Here is a 22,697-nt window from a genome sequence, read left to right on the forward strand (position 1 = left end):
GGACAAGGCGCCTTTCATGAGAACGCTGGTAGTAGTGAGATCGCTCAAGATGGGCGGTATGGAGAGGGTGGCCGTCAACCTGGCAGACGCCTTCCATGAGGCTGGCCATGAAAGCCATCTGGTCAGTTTTCGTAAGGTGAAACGCCCCCTGGCTCCGGAGCACGAAGGTGTGACGGTGCACCATCTGCCACTGCAGCAGCGGAACCGCCTGACGCTGATTGGCTATGGTCTTGAGGTGATCGCTCGCTTGATTCTCAATCCGTTGCTGGGAAGGGCGCTGTTCCTGGGCAATGGGATCATGGGTGGTGTCGTGTTTCGCCACTGGCTGAAGCGTTTCGAGAAACAGTACGGCAAGGTGGATCGCATCGTGTTTCGGGGTATCGGAACCTTCGAACTGGTGTGGAGCTTCAGCGACAAGCGGGCTCGCTACGTGTTGGAGAACATCTTTCACCTGAAGGGGACGAGCCGGCGCAGAATGCTGTTTGCACGCTGTCTGTATCACCGCCGTGACCTCGTCGCGGTGTCTGAAGGGGTGGCCGATAGCCTGCGTGAAGCGCAAGCACTGTGGAAGTTTCGGCCTCGATCCTTGACGGTGATCCCGAACCCTTGCCCCATTCGTGCCATTCGCAGGTCAATGCACGAGCACAATCCGCAGATACCTGAGCAGCCCTACCTGCTGAATGTGGCCAGGCTGGTACCCGCTAAGGGCCATGACTTGCTGCTGCGCGCTTATGCCTTATCAGAAACCCAGATGCCGCTGGTGCTGGTGGGCGATGGGCAGGAGCGGGAAACGCTGGAGCGCTTGGCGGAAGAACTGGGTATTGCTGAGCGAGTCATCTTTGCCGGTAACCAGCAGAATCCCTACCCTTGGATGCATCGGGCCAGACTTTTCGTATTGAGCTCTCGCTTTGAAGGTATGGGCATTGTGCTTTTTGAGGCACTGGCCTGTGGAACGCCTGTGCTGTCAGTGGACTGCCCTGGCGGTGTGCGGCAGATTCTCAAGGGTGAGCTAGAGAGCTGCCTGGTAGAGCGAGAGGCTTCGTCACTGGCGGAGGGGATCAACCAGGCATTGGCGAGCCCGAAGCCGGCCATCCGCGACGCTTGGCTCCAGGACTTTATGCCGGAGAGAGTGGCAGCTGCCTTCATAGATAACTGAGCGGCAGTGAATCAGCGAAGGTTTGGCGAGACACTGGTGCTGCATCGGAAGTGGTGGGAGAAGGAGTAAGCGTAAAGAGGAGCTGACGGTAGGGCAGGCATAGTAAAGTAAGGAATAGTAAAGGAACCAAGAAAAGAGAGGAACCACCGAAAAGTAATACCGCAGATGCTACGGGCTGTCGTGGCTTTGGTCGCTCCCGAAGGTCTTTAAGTGATCCGCCACACGGCTGCTGACTTCAGCTCGGTTGTCTTCCCCACGTAGCTTGCCCGCGGTGAATGACGACGCGATGGCCCGCCATTTACGCTGTGTTTGTCGTGGCAGTCGGCGGACATGGGCATCTACCCACACCAGCGCTCCGGATGGGGCAATAAGCAGATTGTTGAAGTGCAGGTCGCGGTGCACATAGCCGGCTTCTGCCAGTTGAGCCACCTCCCGGCTGAACCGATCCAGAAAGTCAGCTCGCTGTCCCGGTGTAAAGGCCTCGAATGCATCGCCGCCAGATACCGCTCCTTCCACTCGTTCCATCAATAGCAGCGACGCGTTGCGATTGCCGGGGTTCAGGCTGACGCCCCATCCATGGCAGCGGGGTGTGGTCAGCCCGGCGTTTTCCAGGATACGCATGCTCAAGTATTCCTTTCGCGCGTCTGACTGGGCCAGCCAGCGTTTCTCGAGGTAGTCGCGCGTCAACCATTTGAAGGGCTCGAGCGTCTTCGAGAACTTGTCCGCTACCACCTTGGCCAGAATCCTGCCGTCCTCAGAGACGAAGAAGCGACTTGAGCCCACTGCCTCGAACGCTTCCGTCGTGGTTGTCTGAGACAGTGCCAGGCGCTCGGGCAGGCCCTGGGTATGAAACATCAGGTAGCGGCGGCGCCGGTCGTTAAAGGGAATATCCAGCAGCTGCATGGGGTTACGCCTGCTTGATGACTTGCAGGGATTCGAACTTCGGCAGCACGTTCTCCTTCAGGAACTGCTGGTAATGACGGGGCTCGATAGTGACGGGAGCCATGGCCATGCGGGCCATGGCGCTGGCTAGCCCATCTTCATCATCGCGGTCGATCAGAAAGTCGCTGAGTTCCTGGGTCAGGATCTCCTTTGGGCCGCTGGGGCAGTCAACGCTGATCACCGGCGTGTGCAACAACAGCGCTTCAATCAACACCCGTGGCAGTCCCTCGGCGTCAGAGGTCAGCACCATCGCCAGGGCGTGGCGAATAAAGGGGTAGGGGTTTGCTGTATAGCCGAGTAGGTGAACGTGTTCACCAAGGGATAGCTCGTCAATCAGTGCCTTCACCGTCGCCTCATTCTCCGGCTTGCCCTTGCCCAGCAGGACCAACGGCATGGTGAGCCCGTGTTCATCACGTGCCTTGCGGTAGGCCCGCAGCAGTCTGTCCTGGCGTTTGCGGGGCTCAATGGCCGCTACGGACAGCAGGTATTCCCCCTGGCGGATGCCTGCCGGTAGGGTCAGCGTCTCCGCCGCCATCTCGACAAACGGCTTGCGCTCGTAGGGGTTGTAGATGGGGATAATGGTCTCGGCCTTGAGGCCGACAACGTTCTCCAGGTTTTCCTTGACCCCCTGGGACACCGCGATGACCTTGCGCCCACCGTAGAAGCGCCTCACCTTGTCGAAGGCCTTCTCCCGTGCCTCCGGCTGGCTGAACTTGGCGCTGACGTCGGACTTGATCCAGAAGTACAGGTTGTCCCGGTCCAGGTGTCGCGTGATCTTGTCGCAGGAGCAGGAAATCACGACTTCCGGTTGCCAGGCGTTCAGGGCCTTGGCTATCTTGCGGGCCTGCCATTTCTCGGTCAGCGTGGTGGAGGTCGCCTTGGTAAAGCGCGTGACCACTGCCAGGTTGTCGATATTGAGGCCCGGCGGCAGGCGATGTTCCACCTTGTCGCGTAGCGTGAAAACCTTGACCGCGTGGCCGCGCTGGCGCAGCTGGTCCGCCGTGTACAGCAGGGACTTCTGGGCACCGCCCCCATAAAGGTCTTCAATGACAAAGGCGATGCGCTGTGATTTCACGGTTGGCTCCTGCAACGGGTGGGTCTCGCGTGCTGATGTCGACGCGAATGCTAGCACATCTGAGGTGGAGCAGCTGAAGGCAAGGGCGCCTCAGATGCTGCTTTCATTCGAGTCCCAAGGCTGCCAAGAAGACATAGCACAGCGTACAATGTTGCCGACTACTTTTTAGGTGAGTGTATGAAGATTCTCGTTACTGGCGCTGCAGGGTTTATCGGGCACGCTGTGGTCAAGAAGTTGAGTGGGTTAGGGCATGATCTTGTTGGCATTGACAATCTCAACGATTACTACGACGTAGCGCTCAAGGAGGCCCGTCTCGAGGACCTGAGCAACTGCACAGATTTCAGGTTCGACAGGCTGGACATAGCGGATCGCCCCGGAGTGGCCGCACTTTTCAAGCGAGAGGGCTTCCAGCGCGTGATTCACCTAGCGGCTCAAGCGGGGGTTCGCTACTCCCTGGAGAACCCGCATGCCTATGCCGATGCCAACCTGGTGGGGCATCTCAATATCCTGGAAGGATGCCGTCACAGCCGGGTAGAGCATCTGGTCTATGCCTCGTCCAGTTCGGTGTACGGCGCCAACGACAAGGTCCCCTTTGCGACTGACGACGATGTAGACCACCCCATCAGCCTGTATGCGGCCACCAAGAAGGCCAACGAGCTGATGTCCCACACCTATTCGCACCTGTATGACCTGCCCACCACTGGGCTGCGGTTCTTTACCGTTTACGGCCCCTGGGGGCGTCCCGACATGGCCCTGTTCAAGTTCACCCGGGCGGTGCTGAACGGCGAAGCCATGCAGGTCTACAACCACGGCCAGATGTCCCGTGACTTCACCTACATTGACGATATCGTCGAGGGGATTGTGCGGGTGCTGGAGGTAGTGCCGACGCCAAGGGGCAGCACCGAGGTCACTACGGACACCGCATCTGCGCCCTACGCCCTGTACAACATCGGTCACGGTAGCCCGGTATCACTGATGGACTTTGTGCGCGCCATTGAGAAGGCGACGGGCAAGCAGGCCATTTGTGATTACAAGGACATGCAGCCGGGCGACGTGCCCCGTACCTGGGCGGATACCGATGCCCTCTACCAGGCTACGGGCTATAAGCCCCAGGTGCAGGTAGAAGAGGGCGTACGTCACTTCGTTGAGTGGTATCGCGATTTCTATCGCGTTTAGGGAAGGACTGCAGAAACTCCGGCGCTGATGATGCCCTACGTTGCTGGAGGCTTGACCGCTTCGCCTATTGGGCATGTTCCCCGGGAGCTTAAGTTTAAGGGGCTTGGTCTCCTGGGGTCGGCACGGGTGAAGGGGCCTGGCGTTGCGCCTGGTTTACTGGTGCCTGCCGAGCCTGTTGCCGTGACGGCACCGCGAGGTATGTCCCCTCATTGATATAGGCCTGGCTTTTGCTATGCCAAATCTATGCCGAGGTTGCTATCCTTGGCCGATCAACCAAGCAGTGAGTGAGTAGCAAGGAATGAAGATCACCATTTTTGGCACCGGTTACGTGGGACTGGTCACAGGGACCTGCCTGGCAGACGTTGGCCATGATGTCGTGTGCATGGACGTCGACGCAAACAAGATCGCTCGCTTGGAAGGTGGTGAGATCCCCATTTTCGAGCCAGGCCTCGAGCCGATGGTCAAGGCCAACGTGGCGGCGGGGCGACTGGTCTTTACGACAGATGCCAAGACGGCAGTGGACCACGGCACCCTGCAGTTCATCGCTGTCGGCACGCCGCCGGACGAAGACGGCAGTGCGGATCTTCAGTATGTGCTGGCGGTGGCCAAGACCATCGGTGAGCATATGCAGGATGACAAGGTGGTGGTGGACAAGTCCACCGTACCGGTCGGCACCGCCGACAAGGTCAAGGCCATGGTGCAGTCCCAGCTTGACGCCCGCGGCGTGGCGTTGAACGTGGACGTTTGTTCCAACCCGGAGTTTCTGAAGGAAGGCGCTGCCGTCGAGGATTTTTCCCACGGGGCGCGTATCGTCGTAGGTACGGATTCCGACAAGGTCAAGCAGCTGATGCGGGAATGTTACTCCCCGTATATCCGCCTGCAGGAAAAGCTGATGTTTATGGACGTGCGCGCGGCGGAGCTGACCAAGTACGCCGCCAACGCCATGTTGGCCACCAAGATCAGCTTTATGAACGAGATTGCCAACCTGGCGGAGCGGCTGGGGGCAGACGTGGAGCAAGTACGCCGCGGCATCGGCAGCGATCCGCGCATTGGCTACCACTTTATCTACCCCGGCTGTGGCTACGGCGGTTCCTGCTTCCCCAAGGATGTACAGGCTCTGGAGCGTACCGCCCGTGAGGTCAGCTACCAGGCCGAGCTGCTTGGCGCTGTCGAGGCGGTTAATAACCGCCAGAAGCAGACGCTATTTACCAAGCTAGCCAGTGCCTTTGATGGCGATCTGAAGGGGCGCACCATCGCCGTGTGGGGGCTTTCCTTCAAGCCCAATACTGACGATATGCGTGATGCGCCTAGCCGCACCCTGATGGAGGCCCTTTGGCAAGCCGGTGCCAAGGTCCAGGCGTATGATCCTGAGGCCATGCGCGAAGCCCGCCGTATCTACGGCGAGCGTGAAGACCTGATGCTGGCAGGGGATCGTATCCAGGCAGTGAAAGGTGCCGACGCCCTGGTGATCTGCACCGAGTGGAAGGAGTTTCGCTCCGTGGACTTCAGCTGGTTGAAGGAACAGCTGGCAATGCCCGTATTGATCGATGGCCGCAATCTTTACGACCCTGAGATCGTGCGTCAGGCTGGCTTGATGTACTTCGCAGTAGGGCGGGGTAACTCGCTGGTTGAGGCGAGTTGATGCAGATTGGCCGAGGCTGGTCAAGGATGGCTGAGACTGGTTGAGGCATAGCAGCCCCTGACCTTGCTCCCCGAAGCAGGCCAAGCAAAATAGAAAACCGCCCCGCAGGTCTGGCCTGCGGGGCGGTTTTCGTTGGTGCTGCTGGCCCCTTGACTTAATTGCCTTTTGGCTTATGAGCCTGTCAGTCGCGCTGCTGGGAGGCCTTGCGCACAGTCTCTGCGAACTCTGTTATGAAGGCGGCCATTACGGCCAGCATGCCACCCAGCACAATCGCCAAAGCCATGATCAGAGCATTGCTGGTACCAACGGGTACCCGACTCTGAGCTGCGACTCGCTGCACATGGCCTTCTGCGAGATAAGCGAGGTCTTGCTCGATATCTACAATGTTTGCAGTGTAGGTTGCGACTAGTTCAGCAGCGCTTTCTGATGTGGATTGTTTTGCTGCTTCCAGGCTTTCTTCTGTACTTTGCAGCTGTTGTTCGAGAGTGTTTTTCCGCTTGGCAAGCAATTGATCTTGATCCTGCTTCACGGTGTCTAGCAGGGTTTGGTGGTATTCCTTGACCAAGGCTGCGCTGTCCTCATCAGCTTCAGAAGAGATGGTGAGAAAAGCGACGTTGTCAGGTGCCTCTGCCTGCGTTTCGAAGGAGAATCTGGTCAGCCCCTTGGCTTCCAGAATGTCGGCAGAGATCGCATCGAAGTAGTAATTTTCAATCTTTGATACCACGCTCTTAGGTGTTTCCAGAACGCCCACCCCTGAACTTCCGCTCGGCTGGCGTTCGGCCACATTGTAGATGGACACATAGCGGTAGGTATCGGTCTTGCTCAGGGCGAACGCTAGCGCTGCCAGCACGACGACCAGAAAGATCACCGCCATCATCTTCCAACGGCGAACCAGGATGAGCGTGACATCTACCAGGGATATCTCATCATCCGCAGGCGGCCTGGGGAAGTAGTGCTCTGGGGGCTGGGTGGGGGTGTTGGTCATTGCCGTGTGGTCCTTGCTGGTACATCGCTGTGAAAAGCGTGACGGATGGCGAAGTGTCTTGCTTCCTGCCTGGCTTTTGGATTGCTCGACACATCAGGCGGAAGTCAGTAGCTGAGGATACAGAAGCCGCCGTCCGGCGCAAGCGCGTTTAGGCCTAAGTAAAGGTATAACGCAGGTTTGAGGAGCAGGGGGAGAGTCGTACGGCATTCAGTTATATTTAGTGCCCGTGCGAGACCCTGTGCTTTCCACCCTGCTGCCGTGGGCCTCACCGCTTGTTTTACCGCTCAGCCCCAATGGGCCTGCGCGCAGCAGTCGTGCGATGCTGGCGGCGTCGGTAGGGCGGTGGTAGTAGTAGCCTTGCAGCAGGTCGCAGCGCATCTCCTGTAGCAGGGCTTCCTGCTCGGCGGTCTCGACGCCTTCGGCGATGACTTCAAGGCCCAGGCGGTGGCCAAGAAAGATGCTGGCTTCCATGATGGCGCGGTCCTTGGGGTCCTGGGTGCACTCGGCCACGAAGGTGCGGTCGATCTTCAGCGCAGTGACGGGCAGGAATTTCAGGTAGCTCATGGAAGAGAAGCCTGTCCCGAAGTCATCAATGGCAATCTTGTAGCCCTGGTCATACAGGCAGCGCAGGCTGTCCAGTACGCTCTGGCCGGCCTCGATCAACACGTTCTCGGTCAGCTCGATGCCAATATCCTGGGGGCCAAGCCCATAGCTCGCTACGCAGCGGGAGCACTCCTCGAACATGCCCGGCATCATCGCGTGCCTGCCCGAGATATTGATGTCGACCCTGACCTGCCTTAGCCCTTGCTGGCGCCAGCGCTGTTGCTGCTGGCAGGCGTGATGCAGCACCCAGTCCTCCAGTCGCGTGATCAGCTCGCTGCGTTCGGCTACCGGAATGAATTCCCCGGGGGAGATACACTCGCCTTCCGCGGTGGTCCAGCGCAGCAGCGCTTCCATGGAGTCGATGTAGCCGCTGCTGGCGGACACCTGGGGCTGATAGGCCAGGCTTAGCTCGCCCTCCTTGTCAGTCTTGCCATCCTGGTCCAGCAGGCGCTGCAGGCTCGCGGCAATCTTGTGCTGGCGCACCATGGCAGCGTGAGCCTCAGGGCTGAAGAAGCGGTAGGTGTTGCGGCCTTCCTGCTTGGCCCTGGTCTTGGCCGCATCGGCGTTACCGACCAGTTCCTGTACCGCGCTGCCATTGTCGGGATAGAGGCTGATCCCGACCGATGCGTTGATGCGCAGCTCCCGGTTCTGGATGCGCATGGGCCTGGCGATGCTCTCAAGAAGCCGGTCGGCCACCTGGGTGGCGTCATTGGCCACATCGACCCGCGGCATGGCCAGCACGAATTCATCGGTGCCAAAGCGTGCCAGCAGGTCGTGGCTGCGGCGAAAGGACTTTAGCCGCCGGGCCGCTTCCTTGATGACCTTGTCCCCGTATTCGTAGCCGTGGGTGTCGTTGATCTCGTTGAAGCGATCCAGGTCGATAAACAGGATCAACAGGCTGTCGTCATGCAGTCGGCATTCATCGAGCATACCCGCCAGGTCATGTTCGAAGGCGTGGCGGTTGGGCAGCCCCGTCAAACGGTCAAAGCGGGTCATGTAGTCCAGGTCGCGGCGGGCCTGGCGTTCGCCAGCCAGGTCGATGTCGATACAGAACATCAGCGGATTGTCGCTGCCCTGGGCGAGCATCACGTGGTGGGAAAAGACCGGCACGGTGGCGCCGGAACGATGCTTCAGTTCCAGTTCTTCCGGGGGGATTTCGGTGCCGTGGCAGACCCACGCCTGATGAGCATCGATAACCGCAGACACCATGGCATCGGGAATCAGCAGCTCTTCCAGCCGCCGGCCAAGGGCTTCCTGCTCGCTGTAGCCATACAGCGCCTGACTGGCGCTGTTCCAGTAGATGACCCGACGATCACGATCGTACCCCTGCACGGCCACCCGCGAGAGGCTCATCAGCAGCTCGCGGAAACGCCATTCACTGAGCGTAAGTGATGGTAGCGCCGGCGCCTCGGCTTCGCTCTGGCTCAGCCGCTGATCGCGAGCCTGCTTGCGACTGTCCTGCTCGGCGATGTCCTGCTTGGCGCGAGGATAGGGTGGAAGTCTGTCACCGATGTGCAATGGCGTCATACCCCTGTGCGGTCAATCACGACGTAGTGGCTGAAGAGAGTGGCGGAAGCGAGTGGCGGAAGATATTGCGTCGAACTGCACACGTTGTAATGGACATGCATATGTAGCAAGTGTCGTACAGAACGTCCCGAAGCGCGACCTAGGACGGTATCAGGAACATGAAAAGTGAGTTTTACCATGCCGACGGCATGGGTGGCGATACCAGCAAGGCGGTAGGGGTTTAGTCTCCTATTTTGCGTACAAACCGGCATTTGACCGGCCCCAAGGGCCTCCACATGATCCTCGTTGTTGCGTAAGCAACATCCATGAAATGCGCGTGAATGCGCATAAAAACGAGGAAAATGTCATGAAATCAATCAAAGAGATGAACGTCGGCCGCCATCTGGCGCTGGTGGAGGACGCCGGTGCGATACAGGAGTGGTATGAGACACCTGCTCCTGGCTATTGGGAGTCATCGGTCCACGAGGAAGTGGCTTCTCAGTCCTGGAGCAAGACGACGCTGGCGCGGATTGATCTGGCTGCGTGGCAAGCCTTCGTGGCGGATCTACCCCGCGACCCCTACGTCAACCAGCGTTGGAAGCGGATGTCCTGGCTGCACCTGAACGATAGCGGTGAGGTCGAGACACTGGGTGAATGCCCGATGGCTCAGGGAGGTCGCTTCAATGATGCGGCCAGCATGGCTGATCGCCTGCGTTACTACGAGCCGCTGCTGCCGGCCTTTACCGAGCGTGAGGACGTGAAGGCCTTCGTCAAGGCGTGGGCAGAGCTGTGGGAGTTGCCGGCCAGGTCACCCATCCTGATGCAGATCACCGGGGTGAGAGGGGATGGCTGCGTCGACCCGCTGCAGGGGCAGGGAATCCACGCCGACGGCTGCAAGTACCTGAGTATCGTGGTGCTCAGCCGTGACAACGTCGAGGGCGCGGTCAACACCCTGTACCTGGACAAGACCGGACAGCAGGAGGTGGGCCGTATCACCCTGGCCCCGGGTGAGATACTGCACTTGCGCGATGATCAGCTGTTCCACAGCGTGGACAGCATTCGCCAGTGTCGCGAGGACGCCCCGTTCGAGCGCTTCATCATTATCATCAACGCCTGCTTTGTAGACGAGTTCCAGAACCGCATGCTGCGCAGGCACTTTCCCGACGCCACCCTCAACGTGGCGGTACACGACAGCTAAGCGACCTGTTCGCCCAAGCCGATGCTGTTGGCTGAACGCACGCTTTTGCGTGAGCGTTAGCCGTTTGGCACCGGCGGGCGGCAACCACTCAAGGAGGTAGCCCCTGACGTCATCGCCGATGGGCCTGTGCCCGTCGGCGATGATCCTGTGGGTGATAGCCCTTTCTCAAAGCCTTTCAGCAGAGGCTCATCGAGCTTGAATCGCCCGCTCGAGCCTGGCCAGGCGGCCCGGCTCCAGGGCGTCGGCCACTGCGGTGATGCGCAGTACGTGCCCCAGCGCCGGGTGCGCGGGTCGCGCGATCAGCTTGCCCTCATTCAACAGGTCGGCGTGAACCTGGCGCGCCGTGTCGGCGTCGGCCAGGCGTATTCCAATGAAGTTGGTGCCGCTTTCCAGTACGTCGGCTCCCAGTGCCTTGAAGTGCTCTGCAAGGCGGCGACGACGCTCCAGCACCGCCTGGATGTGTGCGTCGGTCTCGTCCTGGTGGTCGAGCACTACCTCGGCGGCGGCCAGACTCAAGGTGGACACCGCATAGTGGATGCGCACCTTCATCAGCATCGCCAGGGTGTCGGGTTCGGCGATGGCATAGCCGACCCGCAGGCCCGCCAGGCCGTGGGCCTTGGACAGCGTCCTGCACCGAATCACCCCCGGCAGGGCGCGAGTAAAGGCGGGTTCTGCCGCATCATCCCGAAAGTCATGGTAGGCCTCGTCAAGCAGAAGCCAGCAGTCCTTGGGCAGCTCTGCTCGCAGCCGTTCGACTTCCGCCACGGGATGGACGTGGCCAGTGGGGTTGTCAGGGTTGGCCAGGTACACCAGGCGAGCCTGATGCTGGTGGGCGGCCTCTATCAGCGCATCGATGTCCGGTGCCAGGGCGTCGGCGGTTTCGTGATAGTCGACTTCCACCAGCCGACACCCCTGGCCCTGGGCAAAGTAGCCAAAGGTGGGGTAGGTCCCGGCGGAGCTGACCACGGTAGTTCCGGCGGGCGCGGTGCCCCGCAGTACCAGTGCCAGCAGGCTGTCGCAGCCGGCATCTACCAGCAGGGTATCCAGCTCGAAACCATGCAGGCGGCACAGGCGTTCACGCACGGCCAGGGCTTCCGCGTCGCCATAGCAGTAAACGTGTTCGGCCATGGCATCGCCGAAGGCGTCACGCAGGGCGCGATGTGGCATGTCGAGCCCCTCGTTGGAGCCGAGGCGATGAGGGATCTCCTTGCCGATCCGGCGCTTGAGCACCCAGATGCCAGGGAAGGGGTTGTCCGGTCCCGGGGTGTAGAGGTGGTCAGCGAAGGCGGGGGTGTCGGAGGCCATAACGTATCCTGTAGAGGTTCCTGTGGTCGGTGGCAGTAAGCTTTTGAAGCAATGAGCTTTTGGGCAATAAACGTGGATGCTTGAAAGCCGGAAATCCGAGAGCCGTGTATTTAAGAGCCCGGTATATAAGAGCTCGGTAGCTAATGTATCAACCAGGTCGTCAATGATCCTGGGCGGCTGTCCATGGCACGACCTTGTGTCGGTTGAGCAGTCCCAGCGGGTCGAGGCTGCGCTTTAACGTCGCCATCAGCGCCAGTTCTTCTGGGCTGCGCGAGATCGACAGCCAGTCGCGCTTCTCCAGGCCGATACCGTGTTCGGCCGAGATCGAGCCCAGCCGGTCGGCCAGTGGTCGGTACAGGCAGGCTTCCACCCCGTGGCGAGTCTCGGCATCGTTGCTGCCGACGCCCACGGACAGGTGCAGGTTGCCGTCGCCCAGGTGGCCGAAAACCGCCAGGCGCGCCTGGGGCCAGCGTGTAGTCAGCGCCGACTCGACCTCATCCACGTAGTCCTGCATGGCGGCGATGGGCAGGCTGATATCGAAGGCCATCAGCGGAGACAGCGCCTCCACCAGGCCTTCGATGTCGTCGCGAATCGCCCACAGCCGCTCCCGCTGGGTGTCGGACTGGGCGATCACCGCATCACTGGCCCAGCCCTGTTCGAAGGCGCTTTCCAGCGCGCTCTCAAACTGTGTCTGGTGGTGCGGCCCATCGCCGGACAGGGATTCCACCAGCGCGTAGTAGGGCGCGTCCAGCTCCAGCGGTGCGCTATGTCGGCCATTGGCGGTTATCAGCGTTAGATGATTGCGCCACATCGCCTCGAAGGCCGCCAGGCCGCCGCCCAGTCGGTCTCGCAGGTGCGCCAGCAGGGCGGTCATGGAGGCAAAATCCGGACAGGCGATCAGCGCTGTGCGGGCATCCGACAGCGCCGGCTGCAGACGAAGCACGGCGCGAGTGACGACGCCCAGGGTACCCTCGCTTCCGATAAACAGCTGCTTGAGATCGTAGCCCGCGTTGTTCTTGAGCATCGGGCTCATGGCGCTGATGACCTGACCGTCTGCCAGCACGGCCTCGAGCCCCAGCACTTGTTGGCGCATCATGCCGTAGCGGATGACCCGGTTGCCTCCCGCATTGGTGGCGATGTTACCGCCAATGGTGCAGCTGCCGCGGGCCCCCAGGTCGAGAGGAAACTGCATACCGACCTCTCTGGCCGCCTCCTGCACCTGCTGCAGCGGTACGCCCGCCTGCACGGTGATGGTCCCGGCCAGTGGGTCCAGGTCCTCGATGCGGGTTAGCCGTTCCAGCGACAGCACCAGCTCGTCCGGCTCTGCCTCGGCGCCGTGGACCAGGCCGGTCAGTCCGCCGTGGGTGACGACGGGCTGGTGCACCTGGTGGCACAGCGTCAGTACCTCAGCCACTTCCTGCGGCGTGCCGGGCCGGACGATGGCAGCAGCCCGGCAGGCGGCGCCGCTCAACCAGTCCACCTGGCGGCGGGTCACGTCTTCGCCGGTCAGGACCTGGTTGTTGCCGAGCCGCTCTCTCAGGGTGTCGAGCAGCGCGTTTCTATCCTCGGCGGACGCGCCCACCGAGGAGGACGCTGGGGACGAAGGCGACGCAGAGGCCGAAGAAGAGGCTAAGGAAGAGCCGGAGAGAGGAGATGTCGTTTCCGTCATGATGAATAGGCCTCCTGCTGGCTGCCGCTACTTCCTACGTTATGGCTGTCGCTCCCTCTTTCGCTCTTTTGTTCAAGATGACTGTCGTGACGGCTCCCGTGTTCGCTCTTGCGTCCAGGGATCGCTGCCAGCAGCTCCTTGGTGTACTCCTCCTTGGGGGTCAGGAAGACCTCCGAGGCGGTGCCCTGTTCGACGATGCGGCCGTGCTGCATGACGATGATCCGATCGCAGATTTGCGCCGCCACGCGCAGGTCGTGGGTAATGAACAGCAGCGACAGCGAGAAGCGCTGCTTGAGGTCCTCCAGCAGTTCGAGCACCTGAGCCTGGATGGACACGTCGAGGGCAGACACGGCCTCGTCGGCCACGATCAGCTCGGGATCCAGTGCCAGGGCCCTTGCGATGCCGATGCGCTGGCGCTGGCCGCCGGAGAACTCGTGGGGGTAGCGGTCTGCGCTACCGCCGAGCCCGACCAGGTCAAGCAGTTCGTCGGCCTTGCTCAGGGCATCGGCCTTGGGCACACCGTTGGCGATGGGCCCCTGGGCGATCGCCATGCCCACCCGAGTGCGCGGGTTGAGGGAGGCATAAGGGTCCTGGAACACCATCTGTATCCGGTGGCGCTGTTGGCGCAGGGCATCGCCGCTTAGCGCCGACAGGTCTTCGCCTCCGATCAGGATTTCGCCACTGTCAGGACGTTCCAGCCGGACGATGCAGCGTCCCAGGGTCGACTTGCCGGACCCGGATTCACCGACGATGCCGATGGTTTCGCCCCGGGACAGGGTAAAGCTGACGTCGTCCAGGGCGCGCACTTCCCGAGACGGCTTGAATAAGCCCCCGCGAGAGCGGAAGACCCGATTCAGCTGTCGCACCTCCAGCATGGGCGCCGGTGGTTGCGACTCGCGCCGGGGTGGGGCGGCGTCGGCGGGTATGGCCTCGATCAGCGCTCGGGTGTAGTCATGCTGCGGATGGTCGAGGACGTCATCACGGCGGCCCAGCTCGACGATGTGTCCCTGACGCATGACGCAGACGCGATTGGCGATCTCGGCCACGACGCCAAAGTCATGGGTGATGAACATGACCGCCATGCCGCGTCGCTGCTGCAGCTCCGCGATCAGTGAGAGAATCTGTGCCTGGGTGGTCACATCCAGGGCCGTGGTGGGCTCGTCGGCGATCAGCAGCCGCGGCTCCAGTGCCAGCGCCATGGCGATCATCACGCGCTGGCGCTGGCCACCGGACAGCTCGAAGGGATAGGCGCGAATGGCGCGCTCCGGCTGCGGCAGGCCGACTTCCTTCAGCAGCTCCAGGGCTCGGGCCTGGCGCTGCGCGGGTTTCAGCTCTCCGTGGGCCTCGAACACTTCGGCGATCTGGTCGCCGATCCGCATCAGCGGGTTGAGCGCGGTCATCGGCTCCTGAAAGATCATGCCGATCTGCTTGCCGCGCAAGGCCCTGTGACGCTTGTCGTCCAGGCTCAACAGGTCGATGCCTTCGAACAGGATGCGCCCTGCGGTGGCACGCACGCCCTTGGGCAGCAGCCCCATGATGGTATTGGCCGCCATGGACTTGCCCGAGCCGGATTCCCCCACCACGCAGAGGATCTCTCCGGGGCTGACGTCATAGCTGAGGTCTTCGACCGCATAGTCGCGGTCGGCCCCTTGGGGCAGGGCAACGCTGAGGCCTTCGATGCGCAGAATGGGTGGCGCGCTGTGATCGTTGTTGGTCGCCATGGTTCAGCGCTCCCGAGCCAGTTTGGGGTTGAGGGCGTCGTCCAGTCCCTCGCCCACCAGGTTGAGGGCGAGCACCGTAAGCAGGATCGCCAGGCCAGGGAAGAACGATAGCCACCAGGCCTGGCGAATCACCGTGCGTGCGGCGCCGATCATGTAACCCCAGGACATCACGTTGGGATCCCCGAGACCGAGGAAGGACAGCGACGACTCGAGCAGGATCGCGGTGGCGACCATCAGCGACGCCAGCACGATGATGGGCGACAGGGTGTTGGGCAGGATCTGGCGCAGCATGATCTGCAGGTTGCTCTGGCCGACCAGGCGCGCGGCCTCCACGTATTCGCGCTGGCGCAGGGACATGAATTCCGCACGTACCAGGCGCGCCACCGGTGGCCAGCTGACGATGGCAATGGCCAGCACGATGGAGGTCACGCTGGGCTGCATGATCGCCACCAGGACGATGGCCAGGGCGAAGTTGGGAATGGTCTGGAAGAACTCGGTGAAGCGCATCAGCGCATCGTCGACCCAGCCACCGTAGTAGCCGGCAATGGCGCCCAGGGGCACGCCGATGGCCAGGGCAACTGCGGTGGAGACCAGGCCGATCAACAGCGACACCCAGGCACCGTGCATCAGCCCGGCGGCAACGTTGCGCCCCATGGTATCGGTGCCGAGCCAAAAGCCTTCCTGGGCCATGGGCGGCAGAAACGGACGCTGGACCATGCGCCAGGGTGATTCCGGAAACAGTAGCGGGGCGAGTACCGCCATCAGGATGATCGCCCACAGGATCAGCAGGCCCACCAGGGCGCCTCGGTTCTGGGCAAAACGGGCAAAGAACGTCATGCGGCAGCCCCCTTGATACGTGGATCCGCCAGGCGATAGACGAGATCGGTAAGGATGTTGAACAGGATCACCAGGGCGGCAGAAAAGAAGAAGATGCCCAGCAGCAGGTTGTAGTCGCGTTGCATCAGTGCCTCGTACATCAGGCGGCCGATACCGGGCCAGGCGAACACGGTCTCGGTGAGGATCGCGCCGCCGACCATCTGTCCGGCCTGTAGCCCGGCCAGGGTGATAATCGGCAGCAGCGCGTTACGCAGGATATGACGACGCTGGATAACCCGCGGCGCCAGGCCCTTGGCCCGGGCGGTCTTGACGAAATCCTGCTGGGCGGCGTCGAGCATCGAGGCCCGGGTCATGCGGGTGTAGATGGCCATGAAGAACAGGCCCAGCGTGGTGGCAGGCAGGACCAGGTGCTTGGCCACATCGAGGGCGTAGGCCAGCCCCTCCAGATTGGCACCTACGGTGAACATGCCGTAGGCGGGCAGCCAGTCCAGGTACACCGAGAACAGCACCACCGCCATCAGCGCTACCCAGAACAGCGGTGTGGCGTAGAACAGCAGCGCCAGGGCCATGATCAAGGAGCCCGAGGCCTTCTTGACCCGCATGGCGGCCATGGAGCCGGCCAGGATACCGAGGCCCAGCGACAGCACAAAGGCGGTGCCGGTGAGCAGCAGGGTGGCTGGCAGGCGATCCATAATCAGATCCAGTACCGGCATCTGCTGGCGATAGGAGTAACCGAAGTCCAGGGTCAGGATGCCGGACACGTAGTGCCACAGCTGGACGTACATGGGCTGGTCCAGGCCGAAGCGCTCGCGCAGCTGGGCGATGAAGGCCTCGTCCGCGGCGCCGGCTTCACCCGCGAGGATGGCGGCGGGGTCGCCGGGGGCGAGCTGGATCAGCACGAAGTTGAACACGACGATCATCAGCAGCACGACGGCTGCCTTGATCAGGCGCGACACAATAAGTCGGGCGTAAAGCATGATGGGTTCTCGCGCAGTCATTCGGGGCCGCGGGCGACCCCGTCATCTGGTCGGGAATCTGGCCAACCACCGGGCCGACGAGCAGGTCGTCGGCCCGGTGGGGGGTGATCCGTCGGCGATCAGTCGGCGATCCAGGCGTCCTTGAAGCCGTCATTGACGCCCACCGCCGATGTCACCAGATCATTGACATTGCAGCGGTAGATGGTGGGGAAGCCGAGCTCGAGCAGCCAGCCCAGGGGAGCGTCCTCCAGCAGGATGCGTTGCACTTCGTGGTAGAGGCGTTCGCGCTCGCTGTCCGGGTAGGCGGTGGCGGCGCTGTTGAACAGCTCATCGACCTCGGGGTTCTGGTAGCCTTCCACGTTGTTCCAGGGCGAGCCTTTCTCGGCGTTGGTCGACAGGTAGGTGCGCGAGATGCCGAGCGCCGGATCGCCGTACTGATACAGGTAGGTGAAGGCCAGGTCGTAGTCGCGCTCGCCCAGGCGCTGGTTCCAGCCACCGACATCGGTCGCCTCGGTGCGCACATTGATGCCGACTTCCTTGAGGTTCTGCTGAACGGCTTCGGCCCAGCGATTCCAGGTCTCGCCATAGGGCAGCGGCAGCAGGGTGATCTCTTCGCCGCCGTAGCCCATCTCATCCAGCAGCTGCTCGGCCTTGTCGGGGTCGTAGGCGTAGCCTTCAAGATCTGGGTCGTTGAACTTGGCGTTGGAGCCGAAGGGGCCTGCCGGCACTTCGCCCATACCGTTCCACAGTACGTCACGGGCGAACTCGCGGTCCATGGCGTACATCACTGCCTGGCGGAAGCGCTTGTCGGCGGTCGGTCCTTCGCGGTTGTTCATCCACAGCATGGCGAAGGGACTGAAGTACTCGTGGCCCTTGTCCGTCACGCAGGTGTTGTCCATGGCGGTCAGCCGGGGCACGTCGAAGTTCTCTACCGTTCCGTAGGGCAGCACATCCACGGTGCCGTTCTCGTAGGCGACCGCACGGGAGGCGCCGTCGGGAATGATGTGCCAGTTGATCCCGTCCAGGTAGGGCAGGCCCTCTTCGTAGTAGTCGTCGAAGCGGGTGAGCTTGATCACGGTGCCACGGTCCCAGCTGTCGAACTGGAAGGGGCCGGTGCCGATGGGGTGATTGTTGGCGTCGTTATTGCGGAAGTCGGTGCCCGCGTAGATGTGCTCCGGCACCATGGTGAAGGTGCCTGCCTCGAAGGAGATCAGGAAGGGGCCGAAGGGTTTCTTCAGGGTGAACACCACGGTGTGCTCGTCGGTCGCCTCGATGCTCTCCACGTGCTCCAGCACGGCGCGGGCGCTGGGATTGAGCTCCCGGTGGAAGACGTCGGCAGAGAACACCACATCGTCTGCGGTGAAGGCCTCGCCGTCATGCCACTTGGCTTTTTCCTGCAGGTAGAAGGTGTAGGTCAGGCCGTCTTCGCTGACGTCCCAGCGTTTGGCCAGCTGCGGCATCGGCTCCATATCGGTGGAGTAGCGCAGCAACCCCTCGTAGATGTTCCCCGCCACGGTGCGCGTGGGCGCGTTCTGGATCATGCCCAGCACCAGGCCGGGGGGCTCCGGCTGAATGATGGTGTCGATGACACCACCGCGCTGGGGCTGTGCCGACGAGCTGTCGGTCGTGTCCTGGGCCAGGGCCGAGGAGGCGGGCAGGGTGGCGGCCAGTCCCAGGGACACCAGCGTCGAGGTGATGAGGGGAACGGCGAAGCGGCGAGACGTCGCAGACATGGGGCACCTTGTTAGCAGTTGTTATGAGCGATTGTTGTCAGTGGCTGTACTAGAACCTAGCAGCGCTAATCCAAACTGTCGACAGTCGTCAATCGACTGTTGTTGATGGGCGACTCCGTGCATACTGGATCGGTACGGTACCCGCTGTGCCAGCTTCCTGGGCCAAGGCCCACGCTTCAACGCAAAGGATGACCATGCCTTCAGATGCCTACCCCGCCCCCTTCGTGATTCAACGCAACCTGGTGGATCAGGTGGTGGATTACCTGACCGAGTCGATTCTGGCGGCGCGCTTTGCGCCGGGGGAGCGGCTGTCAGAAGCCGGACTGGCTAGCGAGCTGGGCATCAGTCGTGCGCCGGTGCGCGAGGCCGCCAGGTTGCTGGAAAGCCGCGGGCTGCTGGTGTCACGGCCACGACGTGGCTTCTTTGTGCGTAGTCTTGATGTGGCGGAGCTCAACGATGTCTTCGACCTGCGCATCGGTCTTGAGCGACATGCCTTCGAGCGGGTGATGCTGCGTTTTGATGAGGGCATCGAGCAGAGCCTCAAGCAGCAGATCGAACGGTTGTGTGATGTCGCCTCGGGTCACGATGAAAGTGCCAAGATCGAAGAAGATATTGCCTTCCACCGGCGGGTTTTCGAGCTTGCTGGCAATCCCCGCCTGCTGCGTGCCTTTGACGACCTTAGCTTCGAGCTGCGGCTGTGCATCACGCTGATTACCCGCACCCACGACACCCCGGAGAGCATCGCGGCCTCGCACTGGCGCCTGCTGGATGCTCTGCGCAGTGGCGACCCTGAGCGTTGCCGCGAAGAGGTCGACTATCACATTGGTGTGGCGCGTGATTCCGTGATCGAGCGTCTCGCCGACGGCCATAACAGCGCCAACCACCCAAACAACCACCAGTGAGATTGATGTAGATCAATCCCTGCTAATTCCGCGGTCCTACAGGCTTGTGCCCATCCTGCTCGAAAGTGCATAACTGGTGTGCGAGATGGATCATCGGCACCGGCCTGGCCGCTTCGACACTCATCTCAACCTTGGATACTTCCGCCAATGACAACGCCCCTATTGTCTGCTGAGGCGCTGGACGCCAACGAGCAGCGGCTGCTCGATGTGTGTGACGAACTGATGCCCGACACCCTGGCCCTGGCGTCGGACCTGGTGCGCGAATACAGCGTGCTGGGGGCTGAAACCGGTGTCTTGCAGGTGATGGAACAGCACTTGCTGGGCATGGGCCTGACAGTAGAGCGGGTGCCGCTGCCGGATTCTCCGCCAGGCGCTGCTGACGATCGCTATAACCTGGTGTCGGTGATCAACGGTACATCGAATCGGCCGCACCTGATCTTCAACGGGCATCTGGACGTGGTCCCCGCGGAGCCTGTGTCGATGTGGACTAGGTCGCCGTGGGAGCCGTGGCAGCAGGATGGTTGGCTCTACGGACGCGGCGCCGGTGACATGAAGGCGGGCATTGCCGCCATGGTCACCGCGGTGACCGCCATGCAGCGGGCAGGATTCGATATCCGCTTTCCGCTCACGCTGCAGACGGTCATCGAGGAAGAGTGTACCGGTCACGGGGCTCTGGCCTGCCTGGCGCGGGATGGACGGGGGGATTTCGCCCTGATTCCCGAACCCTTTGGCGCCACGCTGACCACTGCCCAGGTCGGGACCCTGTGGTTCAAGGTGACGCTGGAAGGGGTGCCGGCCCACGTGCTGGACACCTCTGCGGGCAGTAATGCGATCGAGGCCATCCAGGCGGTGATCGCGCCGCTCAAGGCGCTGGAAGCCGAGCTGAACGCCGGGCGCGAGGCACCCTATGACGCGGTCGAGCACCCGTTCAATTTGAACATTGGCCGCATCGAGGGCGGCAACTGGGCCTCCAGCGTGCCCTGTCATGCCACCCTCGAAGGGCGTATCGGTTTTCCGCCGGGGATGGCAGCGGAGGAGATCATGGACAAGGTGCGCCAGTGCGTCGACGCCGCACGAGAGGGCATGGGGTCTGGGATCTCGGCACCGGAGGTCAGTTTTCACGGCTTCCGCTCCGAGGGGCACCAGGTCAACCTGGATCATCCGGGCGTGGCGCTGCTGGCGGACTGTCATCGGGCTCTGACCGGTGAGGCATTGCCGTCGGTGGCATTGACCTGCACCACCGACCTTAGAGCGTTGAACCGCCATGGTATCTCTGGCACGTGCTATGGCCCCGTGGCCGAGCGCATCCATGGCGTGGATGAGCGGGTGGAGATTGCGTCCATTCGTCATACCCTGCGGGCCTATGCCTTGTTCCTGTATCGCTGGGGGCAAGCGGCCGATGGCGTTGCCTAGCCGAGATCCGTCCACCTGAGATCTCGCTGCGCGCACGCCCCTGCCGAGGCCAGTGGGGTTGATCTGGGGCGGGCGCCGGACATATCGGCGCCGTGCCGTCACATAACCTTGTCCTGAGTCGGGGTGACTGACGTCGTCGACTGTCACCCTGCGGGACATGGCTTCACGGAACGAAGTGCGCAGGAGGATGCCATGGTCACCCAGGCAGGGAGTAGTGAAGGGCGCGGGCAGCAGGACGTCGCCTACACCGGTCGCCACGATGAGGCCGGTAGTGATGATAAGGATGGCAGCCGTAGTGGGCCGCTATCGCTATATGACGAGCTGGCGGCGTACATTCAGCCGCCCCCCAGCAGGCTGAGCCCGCGTGGCCGGCGATGGTTGATCGACGCGGAAGGCTGTCGCCTGTTGCCCTATCACGACCTCACCGGTGAGACGCTTGATGAGTGGCAGCCCGGCGCCACCATTGGCGTCGGCCACCTGATCGAGGAGGGGCAGTGGTCTCGGTTTGCTCGGGGGATTGATCTGAACTGGGCGGATTCGCTGCTGCGTCGAGATCTCCAGGACATCGAGCAGGGCGTGCTGGCGCGGCTGGAAGCGTGTCGCCCCTGGGTCGGGGCGGCGGGGCTCGGGCAGCATCAGTTCGATGCCATGGTGCTGCTGGCATTCAATATTGGCGTGGGCGCCTTCAGTCGGTCCTCCCTGGCCAGCATGCTGTGCGACCCGACTGCCGATACACCCTATGCCACGCTTGAGGACGCCTGGCTTGCGTGGAATCGAGCAGGGGGTCAGGTGCTGGCTGGCCTCAAGCGTCGACGTGCCGGCGAATGGAAGATCTTCAGCGCCGCGGATTATGGACCGGCCATCGGTAATGATTGACCCCGGGATTTACTGCCCGCCGAGCCCGCCGAGGAACAGCTGGGTGCACAGGCGAGCGCGCTCGTCCCTGGCCTGGGCATCGAGCTGGGGCGGGCGACCCACCAGGGAGTCGAGCATCCACTCGCCCAGTACCATGCCGGTAAAGATGCCGGCGGCGGCGCGCGGGTCCTTGACCGTCAGTCGACCCCGCTGATGCTGGGCGTTGAGGTAGTCGGCCAGTTCGCGGCGGGTGCGGTCGGGGCCGTGGTCGAGAAACAGTACGCCGAGATCCGGGGTGCGTTCGGCCTCGGCAGCGATGCCACGAATCAGGCGGATGTTGGCGGCGGGCAGGGCCAGGTCCATGAGGTCTCGGGCGAGTTCCGTCAGCACCTCTTCCGGCGGTCGCTCCCCGGCCTGACCCAGGCGACTCCACACGCTGGAGGCCTGGGCCTCCATCGACGCCACGAACAACCCTTCCTTGTTGCCGAACAGCTTGTAGAGCGTGCTCAGCGACCCCCCCGCTCGGGCCACGATATCGTTGACGCTGGCACCGGCGTATCCCTTTTCGAGAAAGACCTCCCTGGCGGCTGCCAGCAGGCGCTGTCTGCGGGCTTCTCCGCGTGGCGTAAAGCCCTGATGGGCTGAGTCGTTGGCCGACATCTGCTCGTCCTCTTGCTGATGGTCCCCCGCCGTCCGATGGCTGGGTTCTGCTTACGTTACCTGCTTGCCTAGACCTGCTGACTTACACCGGCGCACTTACCTCCGCTTCATTGCCCCGCTTCATTTCCCGTCTCGTGCTGCGGTACAAGCCCCGGTGTTGCGGACCTCGCCCTTGTTGCTGCTGTTGTTGATGTTACCGATGCCGATGCTGGCGAATGGCCCAGCCACCGGAGACAGCAGCGGGGTGATCGACGCAAAAAGCACCGCGACGTAAAAGTGTAGCATGCGCTACACTAATGCGGGTCATGAATTTGCGCTGTCGAGGGCCGCGCCTTACTGCCC

Annotated in this window: 19 protein-coding genes; 7 read left to right on the forward strand and 12 right to left on the reverse strand. The window is 62.2% G+C overall.

Annotation, left to right across the window (positions count from 1 at the left end):
* The first annotated feature begins 16 nt into the window (after positions 1-16).
* A complete protein-coding gene (locus KUV72_RS10675; protein WP_222238302.1) occupies positions 17-1,156 on the forward strand; it encodes a glycosyltransferase in 1,140 nt (379 codons plus the stop codon).
* A gap of 168 nt (positions 1,157-1,324) precedes the next feature.
* Here KUV72_RS10675 and KUV72_RS10680 read toward each other — a convergent pair whose 3' ends face one another.
* Both KUV72_RS10680 and KUV72_RS20000 read right to left on the reverse strand, forming a co-directional pair.
* Positions 1,325-2,059: a lipopolysaccharide kinase InaA family protein gene (locus tag KUV72_RS10680; RefSeq protein WP_222238304.1), complete on the reverse strand. Its 735-nt coding sequence runs from the start codon at positions 2,057-2,059 to the stop codon at positions 1,325-1,327.
* A 4-nt stretch (positions 2,060-2,063) separates the two neighbouring features.
* Positions 2,064-3,173, reverse strand: coding sequence for a glycosyltransferase (locus KUV72_RS20000; RefSeq protein ID WP_222238305.1), 1,110 nt, complete (start codon positions 3,171-3,173; stop codon positions 2,064-2,066).
* 177 nt (positions 3,174-3,350) lie between these two features.
* Between KUV72_RS20000 and KUV72_RS10690 the strand changes: the two genes are divergently transcribed.
* Together KUV72_RS10690 and KUV72_RS10695 are read left to right on the forward strand one after the other, a co-directional pair.
* Positions 3,351-4,349: an NAD-dependent epimerase gene (locus tag KUV72_RS10690; protein WP_222238306.1), complete on the forward strand. Its 999-nt coding sequence runs from the start codon at positions 3,351-3,353 to the stop codon at positions 4,347-4,349.
* A gap of 298 nt (positions 4,350-4,647) precedes the next feature.
* Complete coding sequence (locus KUV72_RS10695; protein WP_222238307.1) at positions 4,648-5,991, forward strand: UDP-glucose dehydrogenase family protein; 1,344 nt, start codon at positions 4,648-4,650, stop codon at positions 5,989-5,991.
* 181 nt (positions 5,992-6,172) lie between these two features.
* Here KUV72_RS10695 and KUV72_RS10700 read toward each other — a convergent pair whose 3' ends face one another.
* Together KUV72_RS10700 and KUV72_RS10705 are read right to left on the reverse strand one after the other, a co-directional pair.
* A complete protein-coding gene (locus KUV72_RS10700; protein WP_222238309.1) occupies positions 6,173-6,976 on the reverse strand; it encodes a lipopolysaccharide biosynthesis protein in 804 nt (267 codons plus the stop codon).
* Between the two features lie 207 nt (positions 6,977-7,183).
* Positions 7,184-9,106 (reverse strand): putative bifunctional diguanylate cyclase/phosphodiesterase, encoded by a 1,923-nt coding sequence (locus KUV72_RS10705; protein WP_222238311.1) that lies wholly within the window; start codon positions 9,104-9,106, stop codon positions 7,184-7,186.
* Positions 9,107-9,452: 346 nt separating this feature from the next.
* Here KUV72_RS10705 and KUV72_RS10710 point away from each other — a divergent pair, with 346 nt between their 5' ends.
* The gene (locus KUV72_RS10710; protein ID WP_261317441.1) at positions 9,453-10,283 is read left to right on the forward strand and encodes a 2OG-Fe dioxygenase family protein; all 831 of its coding nucleotides are present in this window, start codon (positions 9,453-9,455) and stop codon (positions 10,281-10,283) included.
* A 186-nt stretch (positions 10,284-10,469) separates the two neighbouring features.
* Here KUV72_RS10710 and KUV72_RS10715 read toward each other — a convergent pair whose 3' ends face one another.
* The 6 genes from KUV72_RS10715 to KUV72_RS10740 all read right to left on the reverse strand — a co-directional run bounded on the left by KUV72_RS10715 (position 10,470) and on the right by KUV72_RS10740 (position 18,525).
* Positions 10,470-11,588 (reverse strand): pyridoxal phosphate-dependent aminotransferase, encoded by a 1,119-nt coding sequence (locus KUV72_RS10715; protein WP_222238312.1) that lies wholly within the window; start codon positions 11,586-11,588, stop codon positions 10,470-10,472.
* 160 nt (positions 11,589-11,748) lie between these two features.
* The gene (locus KUV72_RS10720) at positions 11,749-13,257 is read right to left on the reverse strand and encodes an FAD-binding oxidoreductase (RefSeq protein WP_222238314.1); all 1,509 of its coding nucleotides are present in this window, start codon (positions 13,255-13,257) and stop codon (positions 11,749-11,751) included.
* The gene (locus KUV72_RS10725; RefSeq protein ID WP_222238315.1) at positions 13,254-14,978 is read right to left on the reverse strand and encodes an ABC transporter ATP-binding protein; all 1,725 of its coding nucleotides are present in this window, start codon (positions 14,976-14,978) and stop codon (positions 13,254-13,256) included. The genes KUV72_RS10720 and KUV72_RS10725 overlap by 4 nt, the downstream gene beginning before the upstream one ends.
* A 3-nt stretch (positions 14,979-14,981) precedes the next feature.
* Positions 14,982-15,815 (reverse strand): ABC transporter permease, encoded by an 834-nt coding sequence (locus KUV72_RS10730; protein WP_206938050.1) that lies wholly within the window; start codon positions 15,813-15,815, stop codon positions 14,982-14,984.
* On the reverse strand, positions 15,812-16,792 hold the full coding sequence (locus KUV72_RS10735; RefSeq protein ID WP_206938052.1) for an ABC transporter permease: 981 nt from the start codon (positions 16,790-16,792) through the stop codon (positions 15,812-15,814). Before KUV72_RS10735 ends, KUV72_RS10730 begins: the two co-directional genes overlap by 4 nt.
* 119 nt (positions 16,793-16,911) lie before the next feature.
* A complete protein-coding gene (locus KUV72_RS10740) occupies positions 16,912-18,525 on the reverse strand; it encodes an ABC transporter substrate-binding protein (protein ID WP_222238316.1) in 1,614 nt (537 codons plus the stop codon).
* Between the two features lie 194 nt (positions 18,526-18,719).
* On the opposite strand from KUV72_RS10740, the gene KUV72_RS10745 reads away from it, so the two are divergent.
* The 3 genes from KUV72_RS10745 (at position 18,720) to KUV72_RS10755 (ending at position 21,716) form a co-directional block, all read left to right on the forward strand.
* Complete coding sequence (locus KUV72_RS10745; RefSeq protein WP_315857881.1) at positions 18,720-19,427, forward strand: GntR family transcriptional regulator; 708 nt, start codon at positions 18,720-18,722, stop codon at positions 19,425-19,427.
* A gap of 147 nt (positions 19,428-19,574) precedes the next feature.
* Positions 19,575-20,840 carry an ArgE/DapE family deacylase gene (locus KUV72_RS10750; protein ID WP_222238318.1) on the forward strand — a complete coding sequence of 422 codons (1,266 nt, stop codon included), beginning with the start codon at positions 19,575-19,577 and terminating at the stop codon, positions 20,838-20,840.
* 192 nt (positions 20,841-21,032) lie between these two features.
* Positions 21,033-21,716, forward strand: coding sequence for a lysozyme (locus KUV72_RS10755; protein WP_222238319.1), 684 nt, complete (start codon positions 21,033-21,035; stop codon positions 21,714-21,716).
* Positions 21,717-21,725: 9 nt separating this feature from the next.
* Here KUV72_RS10755 and KUV72_RS10760 read toward each other — a convergent pair whose 3' ends face one another.
* Positions 21,726-22,355, reverse strand: coding sequence for a TetR/AcrR family transcriptional regulator (locus KUV72_RS10760; RefSeq protein ID WP_222238320.1), 630 nt, complete (start codon positions 22,353-22,355; stop codon positions 21,726-21,728).
* Positions 22,356-22,475: 120 nt separating this feature from the next.
* The gene (locus KUV72_RS10765) at positions 22,476-22,640 is read right to left on the reverse strand and encodes a hypothetical protein (protein WP_222238322.1); all 165 of its coding nucleotides are present in this window, start codon (positions 22,638-22,640) and stop codon (positions 22,476-22,478) included.
* Between the last annotated feature and the right edge of the window lie 57 nt (positions 22,641-22,697).

Source organism: Halomonas sp. DP4Y7-1 (assembly GCF_019800705.1).
GTDB lineage: Bacteria > Pseudomonadota > Gammaproteobacteria > Pseudomonadales > Halomonadaceae > Halomonas > Halomonas litopenaei_A.

Bases quoted from the DNA above. Each gene is read 5' to 3' on its own strand.
- KUV72_RS10675 (WP_222238302.1), top strand. From the start codon at position 17: ATGAGAACGCTGGTAGTAGTGAGATCGCTCAAGATGGGCGGTATGGAG.
- KUV72_RS10680 (WP_222238304.1), bottom strand. From the start codon at position 2,059: ATGCAGCTGCTGGATATTCCCTTTAACGACCGGCGCCGCCGCTACCTG.
- KUV72_RS10690 (WP_222238306.1), top strand. From the start codon at position 3,351: ATGAAGATTCTCGTTACTGGCGCTGCAGGGTTTATCGGGCACGCTGTG.
- KUV72_RS10695 (WP_222238307.1), top strand. From the start codon at position 4,648: ATGAAGATCACCATTTTTGGCACCGGTTACGTGGGACTGGTCACAGGG.
- KUV72_RS10700 (WP_222238309.1), bottom strand. From the start codon at position 6,976: ATGACCAACACCCCCACCCAGCCCCCAGAGCACTACTTCCCCAGGCCG.
- KUV72_RS10705 (WP_222238311.1), bottom strand. From the start codon at position 9,106: ATGACGCCATTGCACATCGGTGACAGACTTCCACCCTATCCTCGCGCC.
- KUV72_RS10710 (WP_261317441.1), top strand. From the start codon at position 9,453: ATGAAATCAATCAAAGAGATGAACGTCGGCCGCCATCTGGCGCTGGTG.
- KUV72_RS10715 (WP_222238312.1), bottom strand. From the start codon at position 11,588: ATGGCCTCCGACACCCCCGCCTTCGCTGACCACCTCTACACCCCGGGA.
- KUV72_RS10720 (WP_222238314.1), bottom strand. From the start codon at position 13,257: ATGACGGAAACGACATCTCCTCTCTCCGGCTCTTCCTTAGCCTCTTCT.
- KUV72_RS10725 (WP_222238315.1), bottom strand. From the start codon at position 14,978: ATGGCGACCAACAACGATCACAGCGCGCCACCCATTCTGCGCATCGAA.
- KUV72_RS10730 (WP_206938050.1), bottom strand. From the start codon at position 15,815: ATGACGTTCTTTGCCCGTTTTGCCCAGAACCGAGGCGCCCTGGTGGGC.
- KUV72_RS10735 (WP_206938052.1), bottom strand. From the start codon at position 16,792: ATGCTTTACGCCCGACTTATTGTGTCGCGCCTGATCAAGGCAGCCGTC.
- KUV72_RS10740 (WP_222238316.1), bottom strand. From the start codon at position 18,525: ATGTCTGCGACGTCTCGCCGCTTCGCCGTTCCCCTCATCACCTCGACG.
- KUV72_RS10745 (WP_315857881.1), top strand. From the start codon at position 18,720: ATGCCTTCAGATGCCTACCCCGCCCCCTTCGTGATTCAACGCAACCTG.
- KUV72_RS10750 (WP_222238318.1), top strand. From the start codon at position 19,575: ATGACAACGCCCCTATTGTCTGCTGAGGCGCTGGACGCCAACGAGCAG.
- KUV72_RS10755 (WP_222238319.1), top strand. From the start codon at position 21,033: ATGGTCACCCAGGCAGGGAGTAGTGAAGGGCGCGGGCAGCAGGACGTC.
- KUV72_RS10760 (WP_222238320.1), bottom strand. From the start codon at position 22,355: ATGTCGGCCAACGACTCAGCCCATCAGGGCTTTACGCCACGCGGAGAA.
- KUV72_RS10765 (WP_222238322.1), bottom strand. From the start codon at position 22,640: ATGCTACACTTTTACGTCGCGGTGCTTTTTGCGTCGATCACCCCGCTG.